At 71.1% G+C, this 21,837-nt stretch carries 21 protein-coding genes and 1 pseudogene; 9 read left to right on the forward strand and 13 right to left on the reverse strand.

The genetic code is table 11. The annotated features are described in order from the left end of the window. The first annotated feature begins 17 nt into the window (after positions 1 to 17). The 7 genes from BMZ50_RS03055 (at position 18) to BMZ50_RS03085 (ending at position 9,216) form a co-directional block, all read left to right on the forward strand. Positions 18 to 1,427 (forward strand): site-specific integrase, encoded by a 1,410-nt coding sequence (locus BMZ50_RS03055; RefSeq protein ID WP_143087063.1) that lies wholly within the window; start codon positions 18 to 20, stop codon positions 1,425 to 1,427. Beyond that, positions 1,427 to 3,292 (forward strand): hypothetical protein, encoded by a 1,866-nt coding sequence (locus BMZ50_RS03060; protein WP_091321166.1) that lies wholly within the window; start codon positions 1,427 to 1,429, stop codon positions 3,290 to 3,292. Before BMZ50_RS03055 ends, BMZ50_RS03060 begins: the two co-directional genes overlap by 1 nt. Continuing rightward, the gene (locus BMZ50_RS03065) at positions 3,285 to 5,519 is read left to right on the forward strand and encodes a hypothetical protein (protein ID WP_091321168.1); all 2,235 of its coding nucleotides are present in this window, start codon (positions 3,285 to 3,287) and stop codon (positions 5,517 to 5,519) included. The genes BMZ50_RS03060 and BMZ50_RS03065 overlap by 8 nt, the downstream gene beginning before the upstream one ends. After that, positions 5,516 to 6,049, forward strand: coding sequence for a hypothetical protein (locus tag BMZ50_RS03070; protein ID WP_091321170.1), 534 nt, complete (start codon positions 5,516 to 5,518; stop codon positions 6,047 to 6,049). The genes BMZ50_RS03065 and BMZ50_RS03070 overlap by 4 nt, the downstream gene beginning before the upstream one ends. An 89-nt stretch (positions 6,050 to 6,138) precedes the next feature. Further along, complete coding sequence (locus BMZ50_RS03075; RefSeq protein WP_091321173.1) at positions 6,139 to 7,506, forward strand: DUF3987 domain-containing protein; 1,368 nt, start codon at positions 6,139 to 6,141, stop codon at positions 7,504 to 7,506. A 252-nt stretch (positions 7,507 to 7,758) separates the two neighbouring features. Continuing rightward, entirely contained in the window at positions 7,759 to 8,391 is a 633-nt protein-coding gene (locus BMZ50_RS03080) for a GPP34 family phosphoprotein (protein ID WP_177212613.1), read from the forward strand. Positions 8,392 to 9,024: 633 nt separating this feature from the next. Then, positions 9,025 to 9,216 carry a hypothetical protein gene (locus tag BMZ50_RS03085; RefSeq protein WP_091321177.1) on the forward strand — a complete coding sequence of 64 codons (192 nt, stop codon included), beginning with the start codon at positions 9,025 to 9,027 and terminating at the stop codon, positions 9,214 to 9,216. 76 nt (positions 9,217 to 9,292) lie between these two features. Here BMZ50_RS03085 and BMZ50_RS03090 read toward each other — a convergent pair whose 3' ends face one another. The 3 genes from BMZ50_RS03090 to BMZ50_RS03100 form a co-directional block, all read right to left on the reverse strand. Then, the gene (locus BMZ50_RS03090; RefSeq protein ID WP_091321179.1) at positions 9,293 to 9,631 is read right to left on the reverse strand and encodes a hypothetical protein; all 339 of its coding nucleotides are present in this window, start codon (positions 9,629 to 9,631) and stop codon (positions 9,293 to 9,295) included. A gap of 33 nt (positions 9,632 to 9,664) precedes the next feature. Further along, the gene (locus tag BMZ50_RS03095) at positions 9,665 to 10,558 is read right to left on the reverse strand and encodes an abortive infection family protein (protein ID WP_091321181.1); all 894 of its coding nucleotides are present in this window, start codon (positions 10,556 to 10,558) and stop codon (positions 9,665 to 9,667) included. Between the two features lie 66 nt (positions 10,559 to 10,624). Continuing rightward, positions 10,625 to 11,080, reverse strand: coding sequence for a hypothetical protein (locus BMZ50_RS03100; RefSeq protein ID WP_143087064.1), 456 nt, complete (start codon positions 11,078 to 11,080; stop codon positions 10,625 to 10,627). Positions 11,081 to 11,456: 376 nt separating this feature from the next. Between BMZ50_RS03100 and BMZ50_RS03105 the strand changes: the two genes are divergently transcribed. After that, positions 11,457 to 12,965 (forward strand): serine/threonine-protein kinase, encoded by a 1,509-nt coding sequence (locus BMZ50_RS03105; RefSeq protein WP_218146072.1) that lies wholly within the window; start codon positions 11,457 to 11,459, stop codon positions 12,963 to 12,965. On the opposite strand, the gene BMZ50_RS23575 is transcribed toward BMZ50_RS03105, so the two are convergent. The 7 genes and pseudogenes from BMZ50_RS23575 to BMZ50_RS03125 form a co-directional block, all read right to left on the reverse strand. After that, the gene (locus BMZ50_RS23575; RefSeq protein WP_143087065.1) at positions 12,902 to 13,285 is read right to left on the reverse strand and encodes a hypothetical protein; all 384 of its coding nucleotides are present in this window, start codon (positions 13,283 to 13,285) and stop codon (positions 12,902 to 12,904) included. The genes BMZ50_RS03105 and BMZ50_RS23575 overlap by 64 nt on opposite strands. A gap of 56 nt (positions 13,286 to 13,341) precedes the next feature. Beyond that, a complete protein-coding gene (locus BMZ50_RS23970) occupies positions 13,342 to 13,605 on the reverse strand; it encodes a hypothetical protein (RefSeq protein WP_177212611.1) in 264 nt (87 codons plus the stop codon). Positions 13,606 to 13,893: 288 nt separating this feature from the next. Continuing rightward, positions 13,894 to 14,833: pseudogene (locus BMZ50_RS03110) on the reverse strand (IS481 family transposase); the annotation flags it as partial. A 380-nt stretch (positions 14,834 to 15,213) separates the two neighbouring features. Beyond that, the gene (locus BMZ50_RS23975) at positions 15,214 to 15,381 is read right to left on the reverse strand and encodes a hypothetical protein (protein ID WP_177212614.1); all 168 of its coding nucleotides are present in this window, start codon (positions 15,379 to 15,381) and stop codon (positions 15,214 to 15,216) included. Positions 15,382 to 15,429: 48 nt separating this feature from the next. Continuing rightward, entirely contained in the window at positions 15,430 to 16,239 is an 810-nt protein-coding gene (locus BMZ50_RS03115) for a DUF2267 domain-containing protein (protein ID WP_091321185.1), read from the reverse strand. Between the two features lie 308 nt (positions 16,240 to 16,547). Then, positions 16,548 to 17,489 (reverse strand): anti-sigma factor RsbA family regulatory protein, encoded by a 942-nt coding sequence (locus tag BMZ50_RS03120; protein WP_177212615.1) that lies wholly within the window; start codon positions 17,487 to 17,489, stop codon positions 16,548 to 16,550. A gap of 1 nt (position 17,490) precedes the next feature. Continuing rightward, entirely contained in the window at positions 17,491 to 18,336 is an 846-nt protein-coding gene (locus tag BMZ50_RS03125; protein WP_177212616.1) for an MEDS domain-containing protein, read from the reverse strand. Between the two features lie 1,041 nt (positions 18,337 to 19,377). On the opposite strand from BMZ50_RS03125, the gene BMZ50_RS03130 reads away from it, so the two are divergent. Beyond that, positions 19,378 to 19,941 (forward strand): type 1 glutamine amidotransferase domain-containing protein, encoded by a 564-nt coding sequence (locus tag BMZ50_RS03130; protein WP_091321191.1) that lies wholly within the window; start codon positions 19,378 to 19,380, stop codon positions 19,939 to 19,941. 243 nt (positions 19,942 to 20,184) lie between these two features. On the opposite strand, the gene BMZ50_RS03135 is transcribed toward BMZ50_RS03130, so the two are convergent. From BMZ50_RS03135 to BMZ50_RS03145, 3 genes are all read right to left on the reverse strand, one after another. After that, positions 20,185 to 20,430, reverse strand: a complete 246-nt coding sequence (locus BMZ50_RS03135; RefSeq protein ID WP_091321194.1) for a hypothetical protein — start codon at positions 20,428 to 20,430, stop codon at positions 20,185 to 20,187. A gap of 205 nt (positions 20,431 to 20,635) precedes the next feature. After that, positions 20,636 to 21,244, reverse strand: a complete 609-nt coding sequence (locus tag BMZ50_RS03140) for a hypothetical protein (RefSeq protein ID WP_091321196.1) — start codon at positions 21,242 to 21,244, stop codon at positions 20,636 to 20,638. A 90-nt stretch (positions 21,245 to 21,334) separates the two neighbouring features. After that, on the reverse strand, positions 21,335 to 21,682 hold the full coding sequence (locus BMZ50_RS03145; RefSeq protein WP_091321198.1) for a hypothetical protein: 348 nt from the start codon (positions 21,680 to 21,682) through the stop codon (positions 21,335 to 21,337). Between the last annotated feature and the right edge of the window lie 155 nt (positions 21,683 to 21,837).

Genomic DNA, 21,837 nt, shown 5'->3' on the forward strand with positions numbered 1-21,837 from the left:
GCGACGGTGGAGGTGTGATGACGGAGCCGAGGTCGGCGCCCGCGGTCGAGGTTCGTGCGTGGCAGCCAGTGGCCTACGACCACGACCTGGTCGCCGCGGCCCTCGGCGAGCCACCGCTGGCACTGCCGGAGAAGGACCGGGTGCTCGCGCCGTTCATCACGGTCAACGGTCGAGTGCACGCCCCGACGAGCAACTTCCTCCGCCACCACTGCATGGCACGGCCCGACCTGGCCACGGCCCGCCGCATCGCCTCCGACCTCAAGGGCTGGCTGGCCTACCTGATCCACGAGCGGCACCTCCACCCCCACGAGGACGGCCGCGACCCGATCTTCGCCGCCACCGAGGACGACCTCGCCGCCTACTACCGGCTGCGCCAGTACGGCCCGGCCGATCAGCAGCTCACCCCGGACGCCTGGGGGAACGCGGCGTCGGCGATCAAGCGGCTCTACGAGCACCTGCAGTACCAGTACCAGCACACCCCGCCGTTCGAGATCATCACCGTCAGCCGGCCCGGCCACTGGACCGGCACGACCATCGCCAAGTACCGCCCCCGCCGCCGCAAGACCGGCTCAGCCGGCACCCCGCTCACCCCGGAGTTCGCACAGCTGCTGCTCATGGGGGCACTGCGTGTCGACCTCTCCGGTCAGCAGCTGGCCTACCGCGGCGCCGACCGAGACCATGCCCTTCTCGCGCTGGGGCTTGCCACCGGGCTCCGGCACAACAACCTCGCCCACGTCACCGTCTACGAGCTCCCGCGGCCGACTGCACAGCCGCTCTCGGTCATGCGCGTCGCCGACAGCATCACCAAGCTCGGCGCCGGCGGCGACAGCCTGGTGTTCACCCACTACCTGCCGGCCATCTGGGGCTACGTCGACGGCGCCCGCGCCGACCTCACCACCCGGCGCCCCTACCGGCCGGCTGATCCGCTGTACATCGTCGACGCCGACGCAGTCTCGGTCCGCTACGAGGACCCGACCCACCCCGGCAAGGTGCACACCCGCCGGTGGACCGACTGCGACGAGCAGTTCCGCCGCAGGCTCGTCGACACCGACGGTTCCACTCCCATCGTCTTCCTCAACGAGCTCACCGGGCAGCCGATCGTCTACCGCAGCCTGCAGCACAGCATCGAAGGCGCCCGCCAGTTCGCCCGGGAGCACCTCAACCCGAACTTCCCCGCCCACGTCCGGCTGCACGACCTCCGGCACACCTACGCCGTGCACCTCACCATCGCGATCTACCGCGACGCGCTGGCCGCGGTCCTGCCCGAGGACCGCCGAGAGGACTGGCGCGTCGACCGCATCGCCGGCGCCGTCGAGCTGGTCAAGTCCTGCCTCGGTCACGCCAGCGAGGCCTCCACCCGGCTGTACATCCAGACGGCCCACCGGTTCCTAGACATCCCCCTCAACCAGTTCCTCGGAGAGGTCTGATGGCACACGCCACGCGGGGTCACCGCAGCGGCACCTACGAGATCCAAGAGCTCCTCGCCGTCGACCCCGACGCGCTGACCATCACCTACCGGCACGCCGGCGCTTACCAGCCCCAGACCGCCCGGCTCACCGCCGACTCCACCCCGGCGGCCCGCCAGCTGCTCCAGGCGATGGCCGACTCCATCAAGGTGGCCGACAACGGCGACAGCGACTCCGGCTGGGAGTCCGCGAAGAGTGTCATCAACGCCTGCTGGTACGGGAAGATCATGCTGGCGGAGCTCGCGGCGTTGGGCTTCGACGACTTCGCCGACGCGCGCATCGACGTGCCCGTGCTGCGGGCGCTCTACCAGCCGATGTCCAGCGGCATGCGCCGGTCGGCGTGCTTGCTGCTCGCCCGCGTCGTGCGTGCCAACCACCCCAACGGTCCCGCGGTCGCCGCGGCGCTGAAGAACACCCGCTTCTCCGTCGAGGACACCAACCCGTTCACCTACGACGAAGCCGTCTCCGACGCGATCGAAGCCTCCGCGCGCGGCGTCTACCTGGCCCGGTACACCGCCCAGCGGGAGCTGTTCCAGCGCCTCGGCTACGCCGTGGACGGCCGCTCCTGGCTCCGCATCCCAGCCGAGGAGGTCATCGACTGGGCGCGCACCACACACCCGGACGTCTGCCAGCCCGACGCACCCCAGCCCCGGGTCGGCGACACCTACGAACGCCAGGTCGCCTGGGCTCTCACCCACCCGGGCATGTTCGGCTACGTCAAGCACCAGCGGCGTCACGACCGCCCCATCCGCGGCCAGTGGATGGCCGACCTCGGCGACGCCCTCTACCCGGACAACGTCACCCTCACCGCAGCCCTGGTCCTGCATTGCCTGGGGGAGAACAGCGGCTACAACCACTCGGTACTGCTCGAGAAGAGCGTGGACAGCCTCGTCTACCTCGGCAGCCAGCACGCGCTCGAGCGCAGCGCCAAGAGCCGCAACCAGACGCAGGACACCCGCCCCACCCGGCTGTCGTCGATCTTCACCCCCGGCGGCGTCATCGAGACCCTCACCGGGCTCACCCGCTTCGCCCGCCACCACCGGCGGACCCTCCTCGACACCGACGGCAACCACGCCCCGGTGGTGCGCCGGCTCTACGTCGAGCACTGCGCCGACCCCACCCAGGCGAAGGTCCTCGATCTGCAGCGACAGCAGTCGGCCTGGCGCAGCAACCCGCAGTGGGACGAGCACTGGGACGAGGCCACCGCCGGGCCCCGGGAGTCCGTGTCGCTGCGGATGGCCGCCCTGCGGATGGTCGCTCAGGCCCGCGCCCTCAACGAGGGCCTGCACGCCGACGTGCACGGCCACAGCGAGCGCACGAAGGTCCACTACGCCGCCCACGTGTTGCCGCAGCACGTGTTGAACAAGCACGCCGTGGCCGCGCAGAACGCCTTCCACGACGACGCCGTCGCGTCGTTCACCGTGGTCGCCGACGCGACCGACGGGCCGGCGGCCGAGCTCGCCGCCGTCGACCCGGACCAGGTCATGGACGTCGAGATCGGGGTGTGCACCAGCGGCGGCAACGACCCCGAGAGCCCCACTCAGCGCTGCGCGCTGGGCATCGTCGCCTGCTTCACCTGCCCCAACGGCTACCGCACCGTCGACCACATCCCCGGCCTGCTCGGCGCGGTGGAACTGGGCGACATCATCGAACGCAACGACCCCACCGAGTGGGAGTTCGGCGAGGCCTCTCGGTTGCGCTTCTACGCCCAGCAGTGCCTGCAGCAGTTCCCGCGCATGGTCGTGGAGAACGTCCGCCGCACCACCGACCTGCGCCCCCACATCCTCACCGTCACTGGCATGTACATGGAGATGCGGCATGGCTGACGTCATCCCCCTCTTCGGCGCTCCCGTCCGCGACCCGCGGCCCCGCGCCGACCTGTTCGGCCCCGAGGAACGGGTCAACGACCTCGTTCCCGGCGGCGAGCACATCGACGCCGACGTCCGCTTCGGAGTCGACGTCTGGGACCTCGCCGGGCACCACAGCTGGCGAGACAAGGCCGGCGCCTACACGAGGCTCGACTTCGGCAAGCTCGCTCCGCACTGGCGCGAGCCCGCGAAGGAGATGGCGCTGCTGCAGCTCAACCCCGCACTCGCCGCCGCCCGCGCCTCGGACAGCCCGATGGCGCAGAACTGGCCGCACATCCAGGAGCCGGTCAAGCCGGTCACCGCGCAGGGGAACCTGAAGATGCTGGGGCACGCGCTGGCGGTCGTCGACCAGCATCGGCTGACCCCGCTGGACAGCGAGGACTGGCAGCGGCTACGGCTGCTGCTGCCCCAGCCGGCCAGCGTGGAGGACAAGCAGGCCGGGGCCACGCTATCGCCCAAGACCGCCCGTGGCCGCGCCCAGCAGCTCGTGGCCCTCTGGCAGGTCACCCGGATCACCGGGCGCAGCGACCTGTTCAGCGACGCGCTGCCCTTCGACGGCCGCGACATCAACACCCTGTTCTCCACCACCGATCGTGGCCGCAACTCCGTGCGCCCGCACGAGAACGTCGGCCACGTCCTCGGGTACACCGCCTGGCTGTTCGACCACGTCGCCAACGACATCGTCGACCACGTCGCCTGGTGGGCGGACAACACCGCCGACGAGGCGCCGCTGTCCCGCGACGAGCTGCGCGAGGGCATGCTCTACCGGGCCGGTGAGATCGCCGAACGCACCGGCGGCGTGCTCCCCGGGTCCCGCAACGTCAACGGCGGCCTCACCCTGGCCCACTCCGCGTTGGCCCGGCTGCAGCACTGCTACGACGCCGACGCAGCGTTCGACGCCGGCCGCTGGGTGATGTCACAGCTGCGCGGGCAGGTCACCCTCTCCGAGGAGGCCAGTCCCTGCCCGCTGCCGATCACCGCGCTGCCCACCCGCGACGGTGGGGAGCGCCCCTGGGTGCCGCGGTTGCTGGCCAGTGAGGACGAACTCGACATCTGGCAGCGCCGGATGGTCTACGCGGCCATGTACTACCTCTCGGCCACCATCATGCTGCGCGACAGCCAGCTGGCCGTCCTGCCGCTGAACTGCCTGGTCACCGAGGACATCCAGCGACCTGACGGCACCAGCTACGTGCAGCACAAGCTCGCGGCGTACAAGACCAAGAACCGGCACGCGCCGGTGCCCACCGAGGTCACCACCAACGGACGCGTCGCCGGCATCATCACCCTTCTGCAGCGGCTCCAGCAGGCGCTGGGCTACGAGCCCGCACGCCATCCCCACACCGGCGTGAGCTACCTGTTCGACCAGCGCCTGGCCACCCCGCTGGGCAAGCAGCCCCGCGTCGACGCCCGCGACGGCCTCTACCTCGACCAGGGGTTCGTCAAGGTCATGGTTGAGGGGGCGCGAGCTCTGCACCAGCGCGGGGTCCTCAGTCGCGACCTCACTGACGTCGCCCTGAACATGCGCCAGGTGCGCATCACCTGCGCCCAGGCCTACGCCGGCCGCGAGCACGGCCAGGCGCTCGCCGCGGCCTTCGGCCAGTGGGACACCGCCGCCGTCGCCGGCGGCTACATCGGCGACGTCTACCGGCTGATCGCGCCGCTGGAGCCGGAGGACACCCGCGAGATCGCCCAGCAGGACACCGGCCGGCGGCTGGTACGCACCGCCCGCAGCCGCGTCGGGCTCACCGGCAACGGGCTGGCGCGCTTCGACGCCGCGGTGGAGGCCAGCGCCGCCCTGAGCAACCCCACCCCGCTCACGCCGGCGCGGCTGAAGACCCTGGGCAGGAAGAACCCGCACATCGAGCAGGGGCCGCTGACCCTGTGCGTCTACCAGCCCGAAGGGGCGCTGTGCGGAGGCAAGGGCAAGCCCGACTTCCGGCTGTGCCTGCCGGGGCAGTGCCGCAACTCGGTGATGAGTCTGGCCGACCGCGCCCGCTACGAGCTGATGCGCCGTCAGCACCTGGCTGCGCACGCCGACGTGCTCCGTCGAGCCGCCGACAAGATGGACGACGCCAACCCCGCGATCCGGGTCGAGTTCGCCGACCACGACGACGCCGACCTACAGCGGATCATCACCGAGCACGTCGATGACTACATCCGCGCCGCGTTGGAGGACCGGGCATGAGCGACCCCGGCCTCGACGCCCTGGTCCGCGCCGCCGCCCGGGTCGCCGCCGGTGAGAAGTTCACCGGGGAGCTGCTCGGCGAGGAAGCAGTTCCCGTGCCGCTGCGGCTGGTACTCGCCGCTGCGGTGCTCGCCGCGTCCGACCGTCCGGTCACGAAGAAGGCCGTCACCGCCATCGCCCCCGCGGCACGATCGGCGACCTACCGGGACCACGCCCAACTGCTCGACCAGGTGACCGCTCACCTGCCCGCGCTGGTGCAGGCCCAGCTGGAGACCGCCGGCACCGGCGCCTCCGTCACCGACCTGGCCAGGCAGCTCCAGCACGCCAACGACACCATCGCCGAGGAGCGCAGGAAGCGGGAGGAAGCCGAGCTCCGGCTCCAGCACGTCGCCTCCTACGCGCGGGAGCTGCAGTGGCAGCTCAAGCCCCAGTTCGACGCCCTCGTGCGGGAGAAGGCCGAGAAGGTGCGACCACTGCGGCTCGTCGACGCCCAGCCAGACGCCACCGCAGACCCCCAGGACGTCCCGTGAAGCCGCGGCCGGCGACTGCCGGCACGTCCCGGTCCCGGCACGCTGACCTGCCACTACGCCACCACACACCGGGGGAGAGGTAGCCGACCATGACCGACCAGCAGCCGGCCATCGCCGATGTCCTGGGCATCCGCTACGAGCAGCCCATCTCGGACGAGCAAGGTTGGGCCGACGTCTTCCCCGACCCGGCCGCAGCGCCCGCAGCGCCCGGACCGGACATGTTCACCGGGCCGCTGGGACAGCTCACCCGCACCATCGCCCCGCACGTGCCGTGGGACCCCATCGCCTTCCACATGCAGGCGCTCGTCGCGCTCGGGAACCACCTCGGCTACACCCCTCACGTCGAGGACGGCGCCAACCAGCGCCGGGCCAATCTGTTCCTCGCCGTCGTCGGCGGTACTGCGTCGGGCAAGGGGTCATCGTTCGCCTTCGTCGACTGGCTGCTCGCCGGCGTCGACGACGCCTACCGGCTCGATCGCGTGATCACCGCCGTCGGCTCCGGCGAGGGGCTGCTGTCGAAGATCACCGACCCCGTCTACACGCTGTCCCCGCGGGGCGACAGCGTGCTGGCCATCCCCGGCTCGCAGGACAAGCGCGTGCTCTACCTCGAGGAGGAGCTCGGCGCGCTGTTCAACAAGATGGTCAGCCAGGAGTCCGTCGAGAAGATGATCACGAAGGCGTGGGACTCCGGCGTCCTGGAGACGGCGACGAAGAAGGAGTCCATGCGCTGCACGCAGCCGCACGTCTCCATCATCGGCCACATCACGCCTGACGAGCTGCACGACCGCCTGGACAAGCGGCTGCTGGACAACGGGTTCTCCAACCGCTGGCTCTACGTGCTCATCAAGCGCACCGCCGTGGTCGTGCGCCCGCCCGCGCCCCACCAGATCCCCGGCGCCGCCGCACTGGTCGACGTCATCAGGACCAACCTCGAGCAGTCCCGGTCCTGCATCGACGGCCCGATGCAGCTGACCCCGCAGGCCGCTGAGGTGTTCGCCGAGACCCACGCCGCCATGACCAGGTACCGGTTCGGCGGCGCGATGGGCAAGCAGTCGGCCCGGTGGGCCCCGCAGATCTACAAGCTCGCCGTCGTCTACGCCGCGATCGACGGCCACAAGAGCATCGGCGCCGTGCACATCGCGGCAGCCCGGGCCGCCTGGGCCTACAACCACCGCTCCGCCGGGGCGTTCTTCTCCGGGATGACCGGCAACCAGCACGCCGACCAGCTGCTGCAGATGTGGCGGGAGATGGACTACGCCGACCTGACGCTGACCGACATCGACGAGATGTTCAGCAAGCACATGTCGGCCCACAAGCGCGGCCGGATGCTCGACCGCCTCGCCCGGGACGGTGTCATCGCCAAGAAGGCCGTGCAGGGCGCCAATGGCGGCCGCCCCGCCACCGTCATCCGCTTCAACGGCGCCGCAGACAGCCGCGCCCCGGCCGCCCGCTGGTAGCCGGCGGGGCCCACCCACTTTCCCCGCCCTGCCCGTAGACGCCTGTCAGCGGCGGGGCCTCGAGGAGGTGCAAGGGAGGGGTCCCCTCCGGGGTGCCCTTGCGCCGCAGCGGGGTGCCGCAGACTGGTGCGGAGGGGAGGGCGGGGAACCCGGGTCACTACCTCCGCACGTCCTTGTCCCTGAGCGGCCCACTGTGGGACACGTCAGTTCGACCAGCGCATGTTCGGTCTAGCCGCAGGGAAGGACCCCGCCGTGAAGACCTCCGGGACCATCACCGCTGGACTGGCGGGCGCGTGCGTCGATGAAGGAGGCCGTCTGATCGAGCACTTCTTGCTCGACTGTGCGAGCCGGGCGGCCCTGGCCGCAGACCTCGTCCGGTTGGGACGGCTAGAGAACGACACCGACGAAATCCGGGTCGACCAGCAGCCCGTCGGTTGGGCTCCGCTGGACCGCACGCTGGAACAGCTGAGCAGGGGGCAGTTCACGCTCGATGCGTGGATTCTCAGCGGTTCCCTCGGACTCGCTGACGTGGTCGAGGGCCTGGTGGCTGCCGGGGCTTGGTCTCGGGTCAAGCGGCCGCTGCGACGTCGGGCCCGGTATGACACGGGACGGCCGCGTGACCGTTGGGGCCGGACTCCGGAGCGCGAACTCGTGCAGCCCCTAGGGACCATCCCGGCCTCACACCGGGACGCGGCGGTGCTCCTCCTGGCGCGAGCGGCCGGACTCGGGGATCAGGACAAGGAGATCGACGAGGTCCTGTACCGGACCGGTGAACTGCGGTGGTTCTGCGAGCTTGCGTGGCGCGCGATCAGCCAGGAACGGGCGAAGAACCTGCAGGCGTACGGGGCCATGCGTGCTGGACGGGTCATCGGCGCTCCAGGCTGACAGCTCCATGACTTCGCCCACGTCCGCGCGCGGCCCACCACGGGGACAGCCCGGTTCACCCCAACATCCCTACGGTTGGGCGGGAGGCTCCGTGTGCCGGTCCGCGTACCTCCGTCGCAGCCACCAGCGGACCGGCAGAGCCGCTAGCCCCCAACCGAGGAACATGATCAACGCCCAGACCCAACCGCCAAGCACATAGCCCAGCGCGGCTCCCACGACGCCCCAGAGCAGTTGCCGGAGCAGGAAGGGACCTAGCGGAGCTGTCGCATAAGCCCTGGCTCCCGCGCGGTCCTGCTCTCGCATTCGATGAGATGCCTGCTCGTACGAGTTGCGTGCGCCGCCGTTTGGTCGGTCCTCCATGTCCACACCATTGGTGAGCCGACTGAACACCGGCAACTCCCGGCCAGTCGGACGGAGGAGAGCCCACCGAACGAGTGAACGACGGATCACAAACCCCTGAGAAGCGCGACGGGCGTCCCGTCGCATGACCTTTCCCCTGAAGCCGCCCTCGGGGCGGGCCGGCGCCCGGTGTCCCTGAGCGGCCCACCTAGGGACACCCTGCTCCGGTCCCTCGGGTGGGTGAAACCGAGGGACCCGGGTGCCGTCCCTGACTGCGGCCGGTAGGACGGAGCCATGGAGTCGCAGCACGTGCCGAACAACCTGAAAGTCTTCTTTGGAGTCGTCTTCGCGGTCAGCGTGTTGTCGCTCGTGTACGGCTTGACCGGCAGCGGGTCGAGGACTCCGTACATCGTCTTCGGCGCGCTGGGCCTCGGAAGCATCCTGCTCTTCATCTACGCGGTCATCCGAACCCGCAGAGGGACATGACGAGACTGTCCCTAAAGCTGCCTTCAGGGCGAGGGGGCAGGAAGTCAGCCCGATGGATCACCCTCAGTTGCTGTACTCAGAGCGTGGTCGCAGCGTCCCACAACGCACCGGCGGTGCCGCGCCACGTGTGTTCCCACTGCACGTAGCGCCCGTCTGGGCACGAATCGCCATACTCAAGGCGCACCGGCGTGAAGCCGGCCGTTGCCACGAGTGCTCGCGCCAGCTCCGGCCGGCTCTCAACGGCCGCGGTCAGCTGTCCGTAGTCGTAGGTCAGCGGCCATCCGGCCGCCAGGTCGGCGAGCACCCAACCCAGGGCCTCCCCGTGCCCGCCAGCGCAGTGCGCCCCTTCAGCGGCGACGGCGGCTACGAAGGCCGCACGGCATGCCGAAGACGGCTCCCTGGTCGCGTCGAGCATGGGGTCTCTCTACCGCGGGTGGTGAAGTCACCGCTAGCCCCCGGCCTCCTGCGGCTGCACGTCCGCGGCGTCCGCTGACGGCGTCTTGCGCCAGGGAGCGGCCGGGTCGGCCAGTGTGTCCAGCAGGAACCGGCAGTACGCCGTGCCGCTATGCACCGCGAGGCGGGCGTGCCGCTCGGTGAGGCCCCGCAGTGGAGTGTCCCGCCCGTGGTCGCGGCCGTACCGGTTGCGCAGCTCGTCGATGCCGATCGCGACCTTGTACAGGCCGTCGAGAACCATCTTCAGGCTGGTGTCGCCGGCCTTGTCCGGCGCCAGGGTGCCCACCATGAGGCCGAGCGCCTTCTGCGCGTCGGAGACGAGCACGTTGAACTTCGGGTTGCGGCCCCAGCTGCCGCCGGTCTCCCGCAGGACAATCTTGGCCGTGCTCTCGATGAGGGCCTTGACCGCGCTGAGCGCGCTGGCCGGGTCGGTGTCGACCTCGCGGTCGATGCGCTCCAGGTGCTCCTGCAGGACCTCGATGTCGGCGATCTGGTCCAGCGGGATCTCCACCCGGCGGCCGGCGACGGCGCGCAGCTGCCCGTCTGGGCCCTGCGCGAAGCCGTCGTCGGTCAACGCCCGCAGCAGCTTCCCGCGGGCCCGGTCGCCGGTCTCGTCCCCCTCACGCGGAAGGACGTCGGCGAGCACGTCGTCGAGGACGCGCAGCAGCTTGCGCCGATCCGCCGGGTCGCTGAGGTCGAGCGAGGCGACGTACTGCGCGGTCAGCCCCCGGCGCTGCCCGTTGATGGCCCGCACCGCCTCCTCGGCCACCTCCGGCGGCGGCAGGCTGATGCCGTGGTCCTCGAAGAGGTGCCCGATGGGCGTGAGGGCGGACCAGTCCGTGAGGACGTCGCCCAGGATGCGGAGCGTCCGCTTGGAGAAGGTGGCCATCGCAGCAACCGACGGTAGCGGGACATGCGCAGTCGGCGCACCCAAGCGGTGCCGAGGCCCCACGCGTCAGCTGTGGGTCGACGTGTCTCCGAGCCACTGGCGCAGCTCCGCGGCCTGCTGCTCCAACTGTCGCTGCCCGGGGAACGGCAGCGTCTCCGTCGCCACGAGATGCAGGGTCGCCCCGTCCTTGAGCAGCAGCTCGACGCGCCGCACGGACCCGAACCCGGCTTGTCGGCCGACCATCACCCGGTCGATGTCTGCCCGCTGGAGCCGGCGGGTGGTCAGTCGGTTCCGCACCTCGAGTGACCCGTCGGCATGCCCGCGGACGCGGCTGAACACGGTCGCTGTGTTGTAGCCGGTGATGCCCACTGCGAAGGCCACGAAGACGACCGTGAAGAGCGGGGAACCGCCGGTGGTCAGGGCGAACAGCACGAGCGCGACGGCCACCACGAGAGAGGCGGCGTAGAGGGCGGTGGACAGGCGTGGCGGGCGCAGTTCGAACACGGCGTTCGGCGAGGTCACGGCCGTGATGATGCAGTGGCGTGTGTCGAGGGCGCTCGCTGACGGCCACGTCGCACCCATGCGGGTGAACCGTTTCTCCGCTTCCTCCGCATCTCCGCAGGGGACACGGCAGGGGCGATCCGGGGACAGACTGCCAGAGCCGCACAGGGGACCGGTCGGACCAGACAGGGGACTCGCCAGCCGGGGGGACACCCCCCGGATGGTCAGGTCCTCGTGATGTGAACGGCCAGGAAATGTCCTGCTGAATCGGACAGCAATGTCCCGAGTTCGGTCAGCAATGTCCCGGATTCGGTCAGCGGGACATTTCCTCGGCTAGTACGGCTCGTCCACCGGCCCGGCTCCTCCTTGAGGGCCGGGCCGGTGGTGCACGGGAAGGGTGAAGGTGTTGATTGGCTCGGGTGACGTCATCCAGCTGTCGCGGCGCTGGGCGCTGGGCGAGCAGCTCGGCAAGGGCGGCTTCGGCCGGGTGTTTGCGGCCACCGCTGAAGACCGCACGTCGGCAGCCGTGAAGCTCGTGCCGAAGGAGCCCGGCGCATCGCGAGAGATGCTGTTCGTCGACCTGCCCGGAGGGCACGACGGCGTGCGCAATGTCGTCCCAGTGCTGGACTCCGGCGAGACCGACAGCCACTACGCCATCGTGATGCCGCTCGCGGCCGAGTCGCTGCGGGACCGGCTCGAGTCCGTCAGTGGTCCGATGCCTCTCGAGGAGGCCTTAGCCGCCCTGACCGATGTCGCTACCGCCCTTGCGGACCTCGACGGGCGGGTGGTCCACCGTGACCTCAAGCCCGAGAACGTGCTCCTGATCGACGGCTCCTGGTGCCTCGCCGACTTCGGGATCTCCCGGTACACCGAAGCCGCCACGGCGACCGACACCCACAAGTGGTCCGGAACGGCGGAGTACCTGGCGCCGGAGCGCTGGCGGTCGGAGCGGGCCACGGCTGCGACGGATGTCTACGCTCTCGGCGTCATGGCCTTCGAGCTGATGAGCGGTGAGCTCCCGTTTCCGGGGCCGGACACAGCGGACTTCCGTGATCAGCATCTGCACGCCGACCCGCCTCAGCTCGCCGGGGCACCGCGTCGCCTGGCCGCCCTCGTCGAGGAGTGTCTGTACAAGGCACCCGGGGCCCGGCCGTCACCGACGAACCTCCTCGCCCGCCTGCAGCGGGCCGCTGACAACGGGTTGTCGCCTGGCGCCGCAGCGTTGGCCGGGGCGTATCAGCAGGAGGTCGGGCGACGGCGGGCCGAGGAAGTTGCGGCCTCGCGCGCGCTGAGCGAGCAGGAGCGACGGCGTGAGCTGACCGAGGCTGCCCGCCGGTCGCTACGGGGAATCTCGAGCGCGCTGCTGGAGGTGGTGAACGACATCGCTCCCGGTGTCATCTGCGAGCAGCGACCCGACCGGGGGTGGACCGTCCAGCTCGGCCGCGCGCGCTTGGGACTGTCTGACGCGACGCCCCATTCCGGCGGAAAGTGGGGCAGTTGGCCACCACCTGCGTTCGACGTCATCGCGCACGCGACCATCAGCGTGCACGTCCCGCCGGACCGATTCGGATACGAAGGTCGCAGCCACTCTCTCTACTTCTGCGACGCAGAGCGACGCGATGCGTATGGCTGGTACGAGACGGCCTTCATGGTTAGCCCCTTGCTACCAAAGCGAGGGCGCCAGGATCCGTTCGCCTTGCCGCCGGGCGAACCGGCCGCGCAGGCTTTGGGAAACGGCATCAACGAGTTCCAGGTCGCCTGGCCCTTCACCAAGTTGGTGACGGGCGAGGTGGAGGAGTTCATCGACCGTTGGGTGGGCTGGTTCGCTGCGGCTGTCGATGGTCAGGTTGCTCGGCCCTCGACGATGCCGGAGGGGCGGCCAGAGGGGTCGTGGCGTCGGTCCTGATCGCCATCCTCGGCGGACCCGTCACGCTCGGAGATGTGACACGCGGGACCACTCCCAAAGCACGGCACGAGCATCACCGCGGGCGGCGCGACAAGCGGTTGAGGCCTTCGTGAGTGCTCATGGACGGCCCCGGCGCCGGACACGGGAGATGGAGACGCACGAATCACTGATGCCGCCCAGATGGCGAGGGCGATGAAGCCGACGGCCTGCCCGATGAGCAGGGCCGCGGCGATGGCCGGGTAACCCCAGGGCCAGACGACGACCGCGGCGAGCATCCACATGCTGCCCGCGAGCAGCAGCCCGCTCAGGTCCAGGTGCACGGTTCCTGCTCGGGTTGGGACGGCAGGGGCCGGACGGTCGTGCTCGCGGGTGCGCATCAAACGGCAGCGAGCGACGCGGCGACGTGCGGCGTCACGACGGGGCCGGCGCCGTGGTCGACGACGAGGCCCCGGCGGAGCAGCGCTGGGAGCACGAACTGGCGGTCTGGACCGGACAGGACGCGTCGGACGTCCTCACCGCGGTGGATGCGGCGCAGCAGCCGGGCCTCGGCGAGGGTGAGCGGCCGGTCGGCCGGGGCGGTCCTCGCGGTGTCGACCAGCGGCACCAGCCAGATCTCGTCCTGGTGCCGGGCGACGGACATGCCGGCGGCAGCCGGTGCAGCAGGTCGGCGACGGTGGCCCGGGTCGCGCCGGCCTCCCGGAGCACGACGTCGCAGCGGCCGGCGGTGACGATGAAGTGCGCGTCGACGCGGGCGGCGTCCTCGTGCGGCAGCATCTGCTGGCAGGAGTGACGGAAGCTCGTGAACTCCTCGGCGGGGACCGCGGGCAGCTCGATCCGCTCGCTCACGCCCGGCTGCGGTGCGGCCGCGGGCAAGGGGACGTCGGTCAGGTCGGCCTCGGTGGCACCGCGGCGGGTCAGCCCCCGGACGAACGCGCTCCCGCGGCGGCCGGTGCACCAGCCACAGCTGCGCGAGTGCGGTGTGGCCGCGGTGATGGTTATAGCGGTGCAGCCAGTGCGGGTAGGCCGCTTCCCGTTCTGAGTTGCTGGCGTAGGAACGGCCGTAGGCCCATTCCTCGAGCAGGGTCCGGTGGAAGCGTTCGACCTTGCCGTTGGTGGCCGGCCGGCCGGTAGGGGCGGGTGCGCTTGTGCGCGATGTCGTCCAGGGCGGCGGCGAAGGCGCGGGAGCGGTAGCAGCTGCCGTTGTCGGTGAGGACCCGGCGCACGGTGATGCCGCAGCTGGCGAAGTAGGCGTTGGCGCGGGTCCAGAAGGCTGCGGCGGTCTCTTGCCGTTCGTCGGTTAGCAGCTCGGAGTAGGCCAGCCGGGAGAAGTCGTCGATGGCGGTGTGCAGGTATGAGTAGCCCCTGCCGCGGTGGCGGTTAGGCCGGTGCTGGCGGCCGTGGACCCGCCAGCCGCCGCCGTCGGGGATCCGGCCGAGCTTCTTGACATCGACCTGCACCAGGTCGCCGGGAGCGGCGTGTTCGTAGCGGCGGATGACCCGGCCGGTGGGCCGGTCCAGCCGGGTCAACCGGGCCATGCCGTAGCGGGAGAGCACCCGGTAGACGGTGGAGGGGTGCACGCCGAGCAGGAACCCGATGCGCGCCGGCCCCCACCGGCGGGTCACCCGGACCTTGATGATCCGCCGCTCCAGGCACGTCGGGGTGCGCCGCGGACTGCGATGCGGCCGGCCGGAGCGGTCGTGCATGCCGGCCGCGCCGTGCTGGCGGTAGCGGCCGGCCCACCGGGCAGCAGTCGGCGCCGAGACCTGGAACCGCTCGGCCGCCCGCCGCAGCGTCCAGCGCTGATCGACGACACAGCGAGCCAGCAGAAGCCGGCCCCGAGGCGTCAGCAGGGCATTAGCGTGGGACACGAAGACCTCCGGGCTGAGGAGCGGTTCCTAGACAGCTCCACACCTCACTCGGAGGTCTTCCTCATGTCACCAGACGCCGTCACCAACGTCCGTGGTCAGTACAACTAGGCCGTCAGGGCGCGACTGCCCTGGGCCTTGTCGGTTGCTGTGCAAGCGGTCGAGACATTCCGTGGCCGTTGGACGGACATTGGATGGCAGTTGACAGCTGATGACGCTCGTCTGAATGTCTCCGCGATTCTCGCGGAATGTCCTGACGGGCTCGTCGAAATGTCACCCGGCTTGCCGCTGACATTTCTTACCAAGCTCTAACCGAGCTTGGCAACCCGAACCGCCCGGTCCCCTTCGTGGGGGCCGGGCGGTTCGTCGTCGGTAGCGCTAGCTCACCACATGCTGCGGGGTCTCGGCTGCGGCGCTGCCTTACGCTCCGCCGCCTTCCTGGCGAGCAGCTCGGGGTCCACGCCCCGGATTGCTGCGATCGACAGGAAGTCCTCACCCACGACCAGCGCGGTCACCCCGGTCGTACCTGCGTCAATGGCCAGCACCGGCATGGCCGAACGCTAACCGGGCGGCGGCTCCCGGGGCATCGCCGGCAGGCGTCAGACGGAGCCCGCCCGCGACGGCGTCGGGACGAGCAGGTCGTCGAAGTCGGCGGGCAGCTCGGCCAGGAGGTCCGCCAGCACCGAGTCGTCGATCTCCTCCACGAGGACCTGCAGCACGGCGCGGGCGCGCTCGCGCGCAGACTGCGGGTCGGTGCCCAGCCGCACGGCGAGCAGCTTGAGGAAGTTCTCCGGGGTGAACGGGAGCGGCGCCGAGCGGTGGGCGAGACCCTGCTCGAGCGGCGCACGCAGGTCGTCGGGCAGCCGCTGGGCCAGTTCGCCGGCCACCGTGACCGACAGGCACTCGGCGAGGATGTGTAGGACCGCGTCGGCGACCCGGCGGGCCTCGTCGGTGGACAGCCCGCTTCGTGCGCCGACGGGATCCAGCAGATCCGCAGCGGACTGCAGCGGGTGGCGCGGCCGCCACGGGATTGACCACAGCTGCTCGAACTCCGTGGGCAGCTGGGCGACGGTGTCCTTCCACTCCTTGTGCGGTATCACCAGCCCCAGCGCGTTGAGCACCGTGCTGGTGAGCAGGCGGGCGGCCTCCGTGTCGACGTGCTCCCGCTCGGCCACCCGGCGCAGGAACTCCTCCACCCCGAACCGCTCGGCGGGTCGGCTGCGTTCCATCAGCGGCTGCGGGAGGAAGCCGTCCGGCGGGCTCAGCTGCTGGGCCACGTCGGCGGCCTGACCGCCCGTGATCCGCTCGAACAGCGTGACCAGCACCGACTGCGCGCCGTGGTCCGCCGTCCGCCGGTCCCAGCCGGTTCCCAGCCGGACGGCGGTGCGGAAGCGTTCGAAGGTCTGCATGGCCGGGGTCTCCGTCCTGCGCGGTGCCCGTGAGGAGCGCTCCGCGGCTGGGGGAGGAGGGGTGCCAGGGCATCGGCACGTGCGGCCAGGGATACCCGGGGACCGGGGGGGCAACACGGGCACCCCTACGGTTATCGCGTGCGGCGCTTCTTCTGCGACACCGAGTTCGGGACAGCAATGTCCTGACTTCGGTCAGCATTGTCCCGAGTCCGGTCAGCGAGACATTTCCCGGCTGGTTCGGCCCGTCCACCGGCCCGGTCCTCGAGAGGACCGGGCCGGTGGCGTACCGGGCAGTGGACGAGGCAGCGTCAGACGGGCGAGCGCAGGCGGACGGTGAAGCCCTCCGCATCGGCGACGAGCGCGACGTCGACGCGGGCCAACTGGTGGCTGATCCATAGCCCCCTTCCGCCCCGGGACGAGCGATCCCAGACCAGGCCGGCCAGAGGGTTGGCGGGGCCGGGGCCGGTGTCGTGTACGCGCACGACGACCCGGTCCGCGGCCGTCCAGGCCGTGACGGTGGTGGGCGGTCGCCCGTGCTGCTGCGAGTTCTCCACCGCCTCGGACACCGCGAGGACCAGCTCGTCGCGGGTGGCGGTGTCGAACCTTTCGTTCGCGACCTGGGCGATGAGGTGCCGGGCCTGCCTCGGCGAGGCATCGGTCAGCCGAAGGCTCGGGGTGGTCGCCTCCAGCGGGTCGGGCTCGGGGGACAGGGGCTTGAACTCGGCGACGTCCTGGTAGCGCCGGCTGGCGGTGGCACTGCCATCGGGGGCGACGAGCCGGGGGTGGCTGCGTTCGACGGCATCGCGCACGTCGTCGGCGACGGTGGTGGCGTCGTACAGGCAGCGGCTCCACACCGGGTAGTCCTGCCAGACGGCGTTGATGGCGGACTCGTACCGGTCCCAGCCGGCGAACCGCCCGCCGCCGCTCGCCTGCGCGATCTCGCCGGTGATCCGGATCTGCCCGGCGCCGGCCGCCAGATGCCGCTCGAACCGCCGCCGGTAGGCCTCGATGGCGCTGGCGGGCGAGGCGTACAGGCCCGCGTCGGTGATGAAGGTGACCGCCTCCGGGCGGGGCAGCGCCGCCCGGAGCAGGGCGCACTTGCGCTCGTCGTCCGCGACGAGGACCGGCTCGCCGCCGGCGGTGCCCTCGGTCACGAACGGCACGAGCAGCTCCAGGAACTCGGCGTCGGAAGCGAAGAAGCCGGCCTCATGGAAGTTCCCGCCCCAGCCGCGCGCGGCGCCCGTCCTCATGTCACCGCCCCAGCTCCGTGAGGTGCAGGCCGGCATCCGCTAGCAACTCCAGCAGCCGGGCCGTGAGTCGCGGCGCCGAACGCAGCGACAGCGCCACGGCGCGGGTCCGCGCATAGTCGTCGAGCGCGATCAGCAGCCTGTGGTCGAGGAAGTCGACGGCGGCCATGTCCACGACGAGGGCCCCGGCGTCGGCTCCCGGCCGCAACCGGGTCAGCAAGCGGTCCAGCACCGGGACCGTGGCCAGGTCGAACTCGCCGGCCAGGCCGAGCGCGCCGTCGGCGCAGCCGAAGACCCGCACGTCCGTGTCCTGGGACGGCCCGGGGGCGTGCAGCGCCGCGAAATCGGCCGCGGTGTCCTCGCCGAGGTCGACGCTGTAGCCGCACAGGCCCGAGAGCGGATGGTCCGCGATGTACTGGTCGGCCATGAACTCGTACCGGGCGAACGCGTCTTGCTGCTCAGGTGTGCGCACCAGTCCGGTGACGTCCGCGCTCATCCGCAGCCCGCGGAACCCGTCGGCCAGGGCCGCCTCGGTCGCGGCCGCGCAGGCCGCGACGACCCGCTCGGGATCCACCGGCCCCCCGGGCCCGTACACCTCCTGGGCCGGCAGGATCTGAACCGCGCCGTCGGCCACCAGTCGATCGACGTCATCCAGGTCTGCAAGCTCCGCCCGCGCCGCCTCCAGCCCGTCGGTCGCGGGGTACGCCACCCGCAGGCCCGCGCGGAGCCCCTCGGCGAAGAACGCGGCCGCGCGGAGGCGGTACTCCGCCGCGTCGCGGTGCAGGCAGCACAGATGGTCCCGTGGGTCACGCTCGACAGGGCCCGTTCGACCGGTCTGCGCTGCAGCCATGCTGCCTCCCGCTACGGCGCCGTAGCCTACCCAGCCATCACCTGACGGCGACCGCAGACGAGCACGCGGGTGGATCGGCCGTTGTGCCGATCTGTGGCGACGTGGTCCCAGTGCGACCAACCCTGGCATGGCCTGTCAGATGTCACCCAGATGGTGGCGGCATGCCCTCAACCGGCAGGAGGGTGACTGCGACGATGCCTATGGCGGTAGCCGCCCGGGACCCCCGACGTAGGGCCTTCGGTGGTGCGCTCGATGTGAGCGAGGATGACTTGCAGACGAGGATCGGCATCAGCCTGACCGGGCATGGCAGGCGGTGGCGGGTGCAGCGGCTACGAAGACGATCCGTGGCCGTTGGAGGGACATTGGATGGCCGTTGACAGCTGATGGCGAGGCTTGCCGGGATGTCAGTGCGATTCTCGCCTGATGTCCCGGCAGGCTTGCCGAAATGTCAGCGGGACTGCCACTGACATTTCTTGCCAAGTTTGTGAGCGATTGCGAAGTTGGCAAACAGTCCCAGCCGCCCCGGCCCTCTTCGGAGGGGCGGGCTGCTCTGCTTGCACCGGAAAGCACAGGCGCGTGACCCAGCCCCCGTCGGCGCCGCGGCGGCACCGGCCGGTCGCCGGCACCACCGCTCGCGCCGCCGGCGCCGGGCGTGCCCGCACCGGCGGCCGGGTGGAGCGACGTGACCGGCTCGCGGTTGGCGCCGCTGCACCGGCTGTCGTCAGTGTGCTCATGTGCTGTGCACGCGGGGCAGCCCTCGGGCGTGAGGTCCGCCGGCCGATCTCACCGGAATCCCGTTCGACATGGGCGCCCAGGCGCTACCGACTGCGCGGACAACGCCTCCGAACCCGGAACCCATGAGGGCGGCGACGACGTGCCCTGGCCGCCGCGGAACGTCGGTGCCCCCCGTCGCCAATGATCTGAGCGGATGGCGTTTCCGCCGGGACACGAGGGCTACCGATGGGGCACCGACGATGTTCGGGACCAGCCCCCTCCCGGCGCCGGAGGTCATTCCACACCGCGGGGGCCTTGGAGAAGCGCATGGCGCACGAACTGGACGGCAAGAAGGTCGCGATCATGGCCGCCGACGGAGTTGAGCGATGCGAGCTCGAGGCGCCGCGTGGTGCTCTCTACGGCGCGGGCGCGCAGGCCGACGTGATCTCGATCCACGACGGGGAGATCCAGGCCCGGCACTGGGACTTCAAGGAGGCGGGGTCCTTCCCCGTCGACAAGATGGTCGGCGAGGCCAGGGTCGAAGACTACGACGCCCTGTTCCTGCCCGGCGGCACGATGAACCCCGACCAGCTGCGGATGAACAGGGACGCCGTCAACTGGGTGAGGTCCTTCGTCGAGACCGGCAAGCCCGTGGCGGCGCTGTGCCACGGCCCGTGGACGCTGGTCGAGGCCGACGTCGTACGTGGCCACCGGTTCACCAGCTGGCCGAGCATCCGCACCGACCTGCGCAACGCCGGCGCCGAGGTGGTCGACCAGGAGGTCTGCATCGACGGGCAGTTCACCACCAGTCGGTCGCCGATGGATCTGCCCGCGTTCTGCCTGGCGATCGTCGACCAGTTCGCCGGGCAGAAGACGAGTGTGATGGCCTGAGCCGACGGTCAGCGCGGACGGGGGCGACGTCCGGCCGGTCAGCCACGGCCTGGTAGCGGCCGCGATCCGCGACTTCGCGCCGGAGTCTCGTTCCTGAACCCGGTCGCCCAGCCCATCGCCACCTGCGGGGCTGCCGGCGGCCGACCGCTACTCGCGCGGTCGGCGGGAGGAGCGTAGGAGGGCCGACGTCGAGCCGGTGCGCTGCCACGAGGATCCCGGGCCGGCCGCCGCGGCAGCAGGTAGTCAGGACGCGTTCGGGGCGGCGAACCGCCGTGCGGCACGTAGGGCACGCTCCGGCTGCGTCCGCGCCACCTCGTGCGGCACTTCACCAGAGAGCAGGCTGCTCGGCGAGGTCAGCCAGGTCCACAGCTGCCAGCCGTCGATACCGTCGGCGATCAGCGTCGCGATCAGCGGCCGCAACCCCGGGCGTGAAGAGCCATCCGAGGTGAACTGGAACGCGGGCGCGAGGGTCTGCTCGCCGTGGCGCACGGTGAACAGTGCCCGGCTCGCAGGGCTGGGGCGTAGCTCGCGCGGGTTCCACCGCGCTCGATGACGAGCGCGCCGCTGGCGAGCAGTCTGATCCGGTGCTCGGCCAGGCGCTGTGACACTTGGACGAGTCTCGCCAGCTGATGGAGAGGCTCGCCGGAACGTCCTGGGGCTTCTTGCCCCAGGTCACCGGCGGCTCGTCGAAATGTCACCGCGGCTTGCACTGACATTGTGGATCAAGTTCGCGTGACCGCGTGATCTTGATCCACCAGCCCTCAGCCGCCCCGGCCCTCTTCGGAGGGCCGGGGCGGCTCGGCATGGTCACGAACACGAGGAGAGCGCCGGTGAGCCAGCCGCCGCTCTCGTCGGCGGTGTGGTTGTAGCGGATACGGACCAGCTCGAGCAGCTGGTTCATCCGGGCGGCGTTGCGGAAGGTCCAGCGACGCTGGGCCAGGATGCGCTCGACCTCCTCCAGCGGCGCCTCGACCGCGCCGTTGGCGTAGTGCTCGGGGATGCTCGCCCGGCGCCGGGTCTGGGTGCGCCTGCGCTTGTCCCAGTGCCGCGCCCACGTGCGCGGGCCGCCTCCGGCCTGGACAGCCGGGGTGTAGAAGGCGTCCCAGCCCTCCGGCGACTGCAGCGCCTGCGCCAGCGCCACCTGCAGCGGGTGACCGAACGCCGTGTGGCCGGCCTCGGTGAGCACCTTCTTGCCGCGCTCATGCAGGTGGTGCTCGCACAGATGAATGGGCACCTCGTTGCGCCCGCCACCCCAGTGCCCGCGCACGCCACCGATGGCGCCGTAGTCCCGGTCGATGACCACCAGCTGCGGCCGGCCGGGCAGCTCGGCGAGGAACTGCTGCCAGGTCGCGGCGTCCTGCTGCGGGTAGGCCCGCAGCCGCCAGAGCCGGCCTCACCCGCCCCTTGGCCGGGTAGCCCCAGGCCGCCAGCACCGAGAACAGCTGGTGGGTGCCCCGGTGAATGAGTCGGTGTACATGCACCGGGTCGAGTCGAGCACGATCGACTCCGGCCAGGCCTCCTCCGCGTGCGGCGCGGCGACGACCGGGCCGTAGCGGTCCAGCCAGTCGGCGACGGTCTGCCCGGAGGCGACGGTGGTCGCTGCCCGGCGTTCGGCGCCGTCGTCGCCCCAGGCGCGGCGGCGCATCCGCAGCGCGGCGTCGGTGTAGGACGCGCCACCGGCGACCGCCCACGACGCCGCGGCGACCTCCTTGACCAGGTAGCGGCTGTGCCACGGGGCCACCGGGCCGCCATCGACCGGTGCCGTTCCGCGGGCCGATCGCGATGGTCTCCCATCGCGGCGGCTCGGCGCCGGGGCTGCCCTTGCCGGTGGGGACGACCGCCAGATCGTCCGTGGCGACGCCGGCCGGCACGAGGACCCGGGTGTCCAGCCCGGCC

The sequence above is a fragment of the Geodermatophilus ruber genome, from assembly GCF_900114385.1.
GTDB lineage: Bacteria > Actinomycetota > Actinomycetes > Mycobacteriales > Geodermatophilaceae > Geodermatophilus > Geodermatophilus ruber.

Excerpts from the sequence above, each read along its gene's own strand:
- BMZ50_RS03125 (WP_177212616.1), bottom strand. The coding sequence starts at position 18,336 with ATGGCTGCAGCGCAGACCGGTCGAACGGGCCCTGTCGAGCGTGACCCA.
- BMZ50_RS03055 (WP_143087063.1), top strand. The coding sequence starts at position 18 with ATGACGGAGCCGAGGTCGGCGCCCGCGGTCGAGGTTCGTGCGTGGCAG.
- BMZ50_RS03130 (WP_091321191.1), top strand. The coding sequence starts at position 19,378 with ATGGCGCACGAACTGGACGGCAAGAAGGTCGCGATCATGGCCGCCGAC.
- BMZ50_RS23970 (WP_177212611.1), bottom strand. The coding sequence starts at position 13,605 with ATGTCCGTCGCCCGGCACCAGGACGAGATCTGGCTGGTGCCGCTGGTC.
- BMZ50_RS03085 (WP_091321177.1), top strand. The coding sequence starts at position 9,025 with ATGGAGTCGCAGCACGTGCCGAACAACCTGAAAGTCTTCTTTGGAGTC.
- BMZ50_RS03090 (WP_091321179.1), bottom strand. The coding sequence starts at position 9,631 with ATGCTCGACGCGACCAGGGAGCCGTCTTCGGCATGCCGTGCGGCCTTC.
- BMZ50_RS03070 (WP_091321170.1), top strand. The coding sequence starts at position 5,516 with ATGAGCGACCCCGGCCTCGACGCCCTGGTCCGCGCCGCCGCCCGGGTC.
- BMZ50_RS03115 (WP_091321185.1), bottom strand. The coding sequence starts at position 16,239 with ATGCAGACCTTCGAACGCTTCCGCACCGCCGTCCGGCTGGGAACCGGC.
- BMZ50_RS03120 (WP_177212615.1), bottom strand. The coding sequence starts at position 17,489 with ATGAGGACGGGCGCCGCGCGCGGCTGGGGCGGGAACTTCCATGAGGCC.
- BMZ50_RS23975 (WP_177212614.1), bottom strand. The coding sequence starts at position 15,381 with ATGCCGGTGCTGGCCATTGACGCAGGTACGACCGGGGTGACCGCGCTG.
- BMZ50_RS03095 (WP_091321181.1), bottom strand. The coding sequence starts at position 10,558 with ATGGCCACCTTCTCCAAGCGGACGCTCCGCATCCTGGGCGACGTCCTC.
- BMZ50_RS03060 (WP_091321166.1), top strand. The coding sequence starts at position 1,427 with ATGGCACACGCCACGCGGGGTCACCGCAGCGGCACCTACGAGATCCAA.
- BMZ50_RS03065 (WP_091321168.1), top strand. The coding sequence starts at position 3,285 with ATGGCTGACGTCATCCCCCTCTTCGGCGCTCCCGTCCGCGACCCGCGG.
- BMZ50_RS03075 (WP_091321173.1), top strand. The coding sequence starts at position 6,139 with ATGACCGACCAGCAGCCGGCCATCGCCGATGTCCTGGGCATCCGCTAC.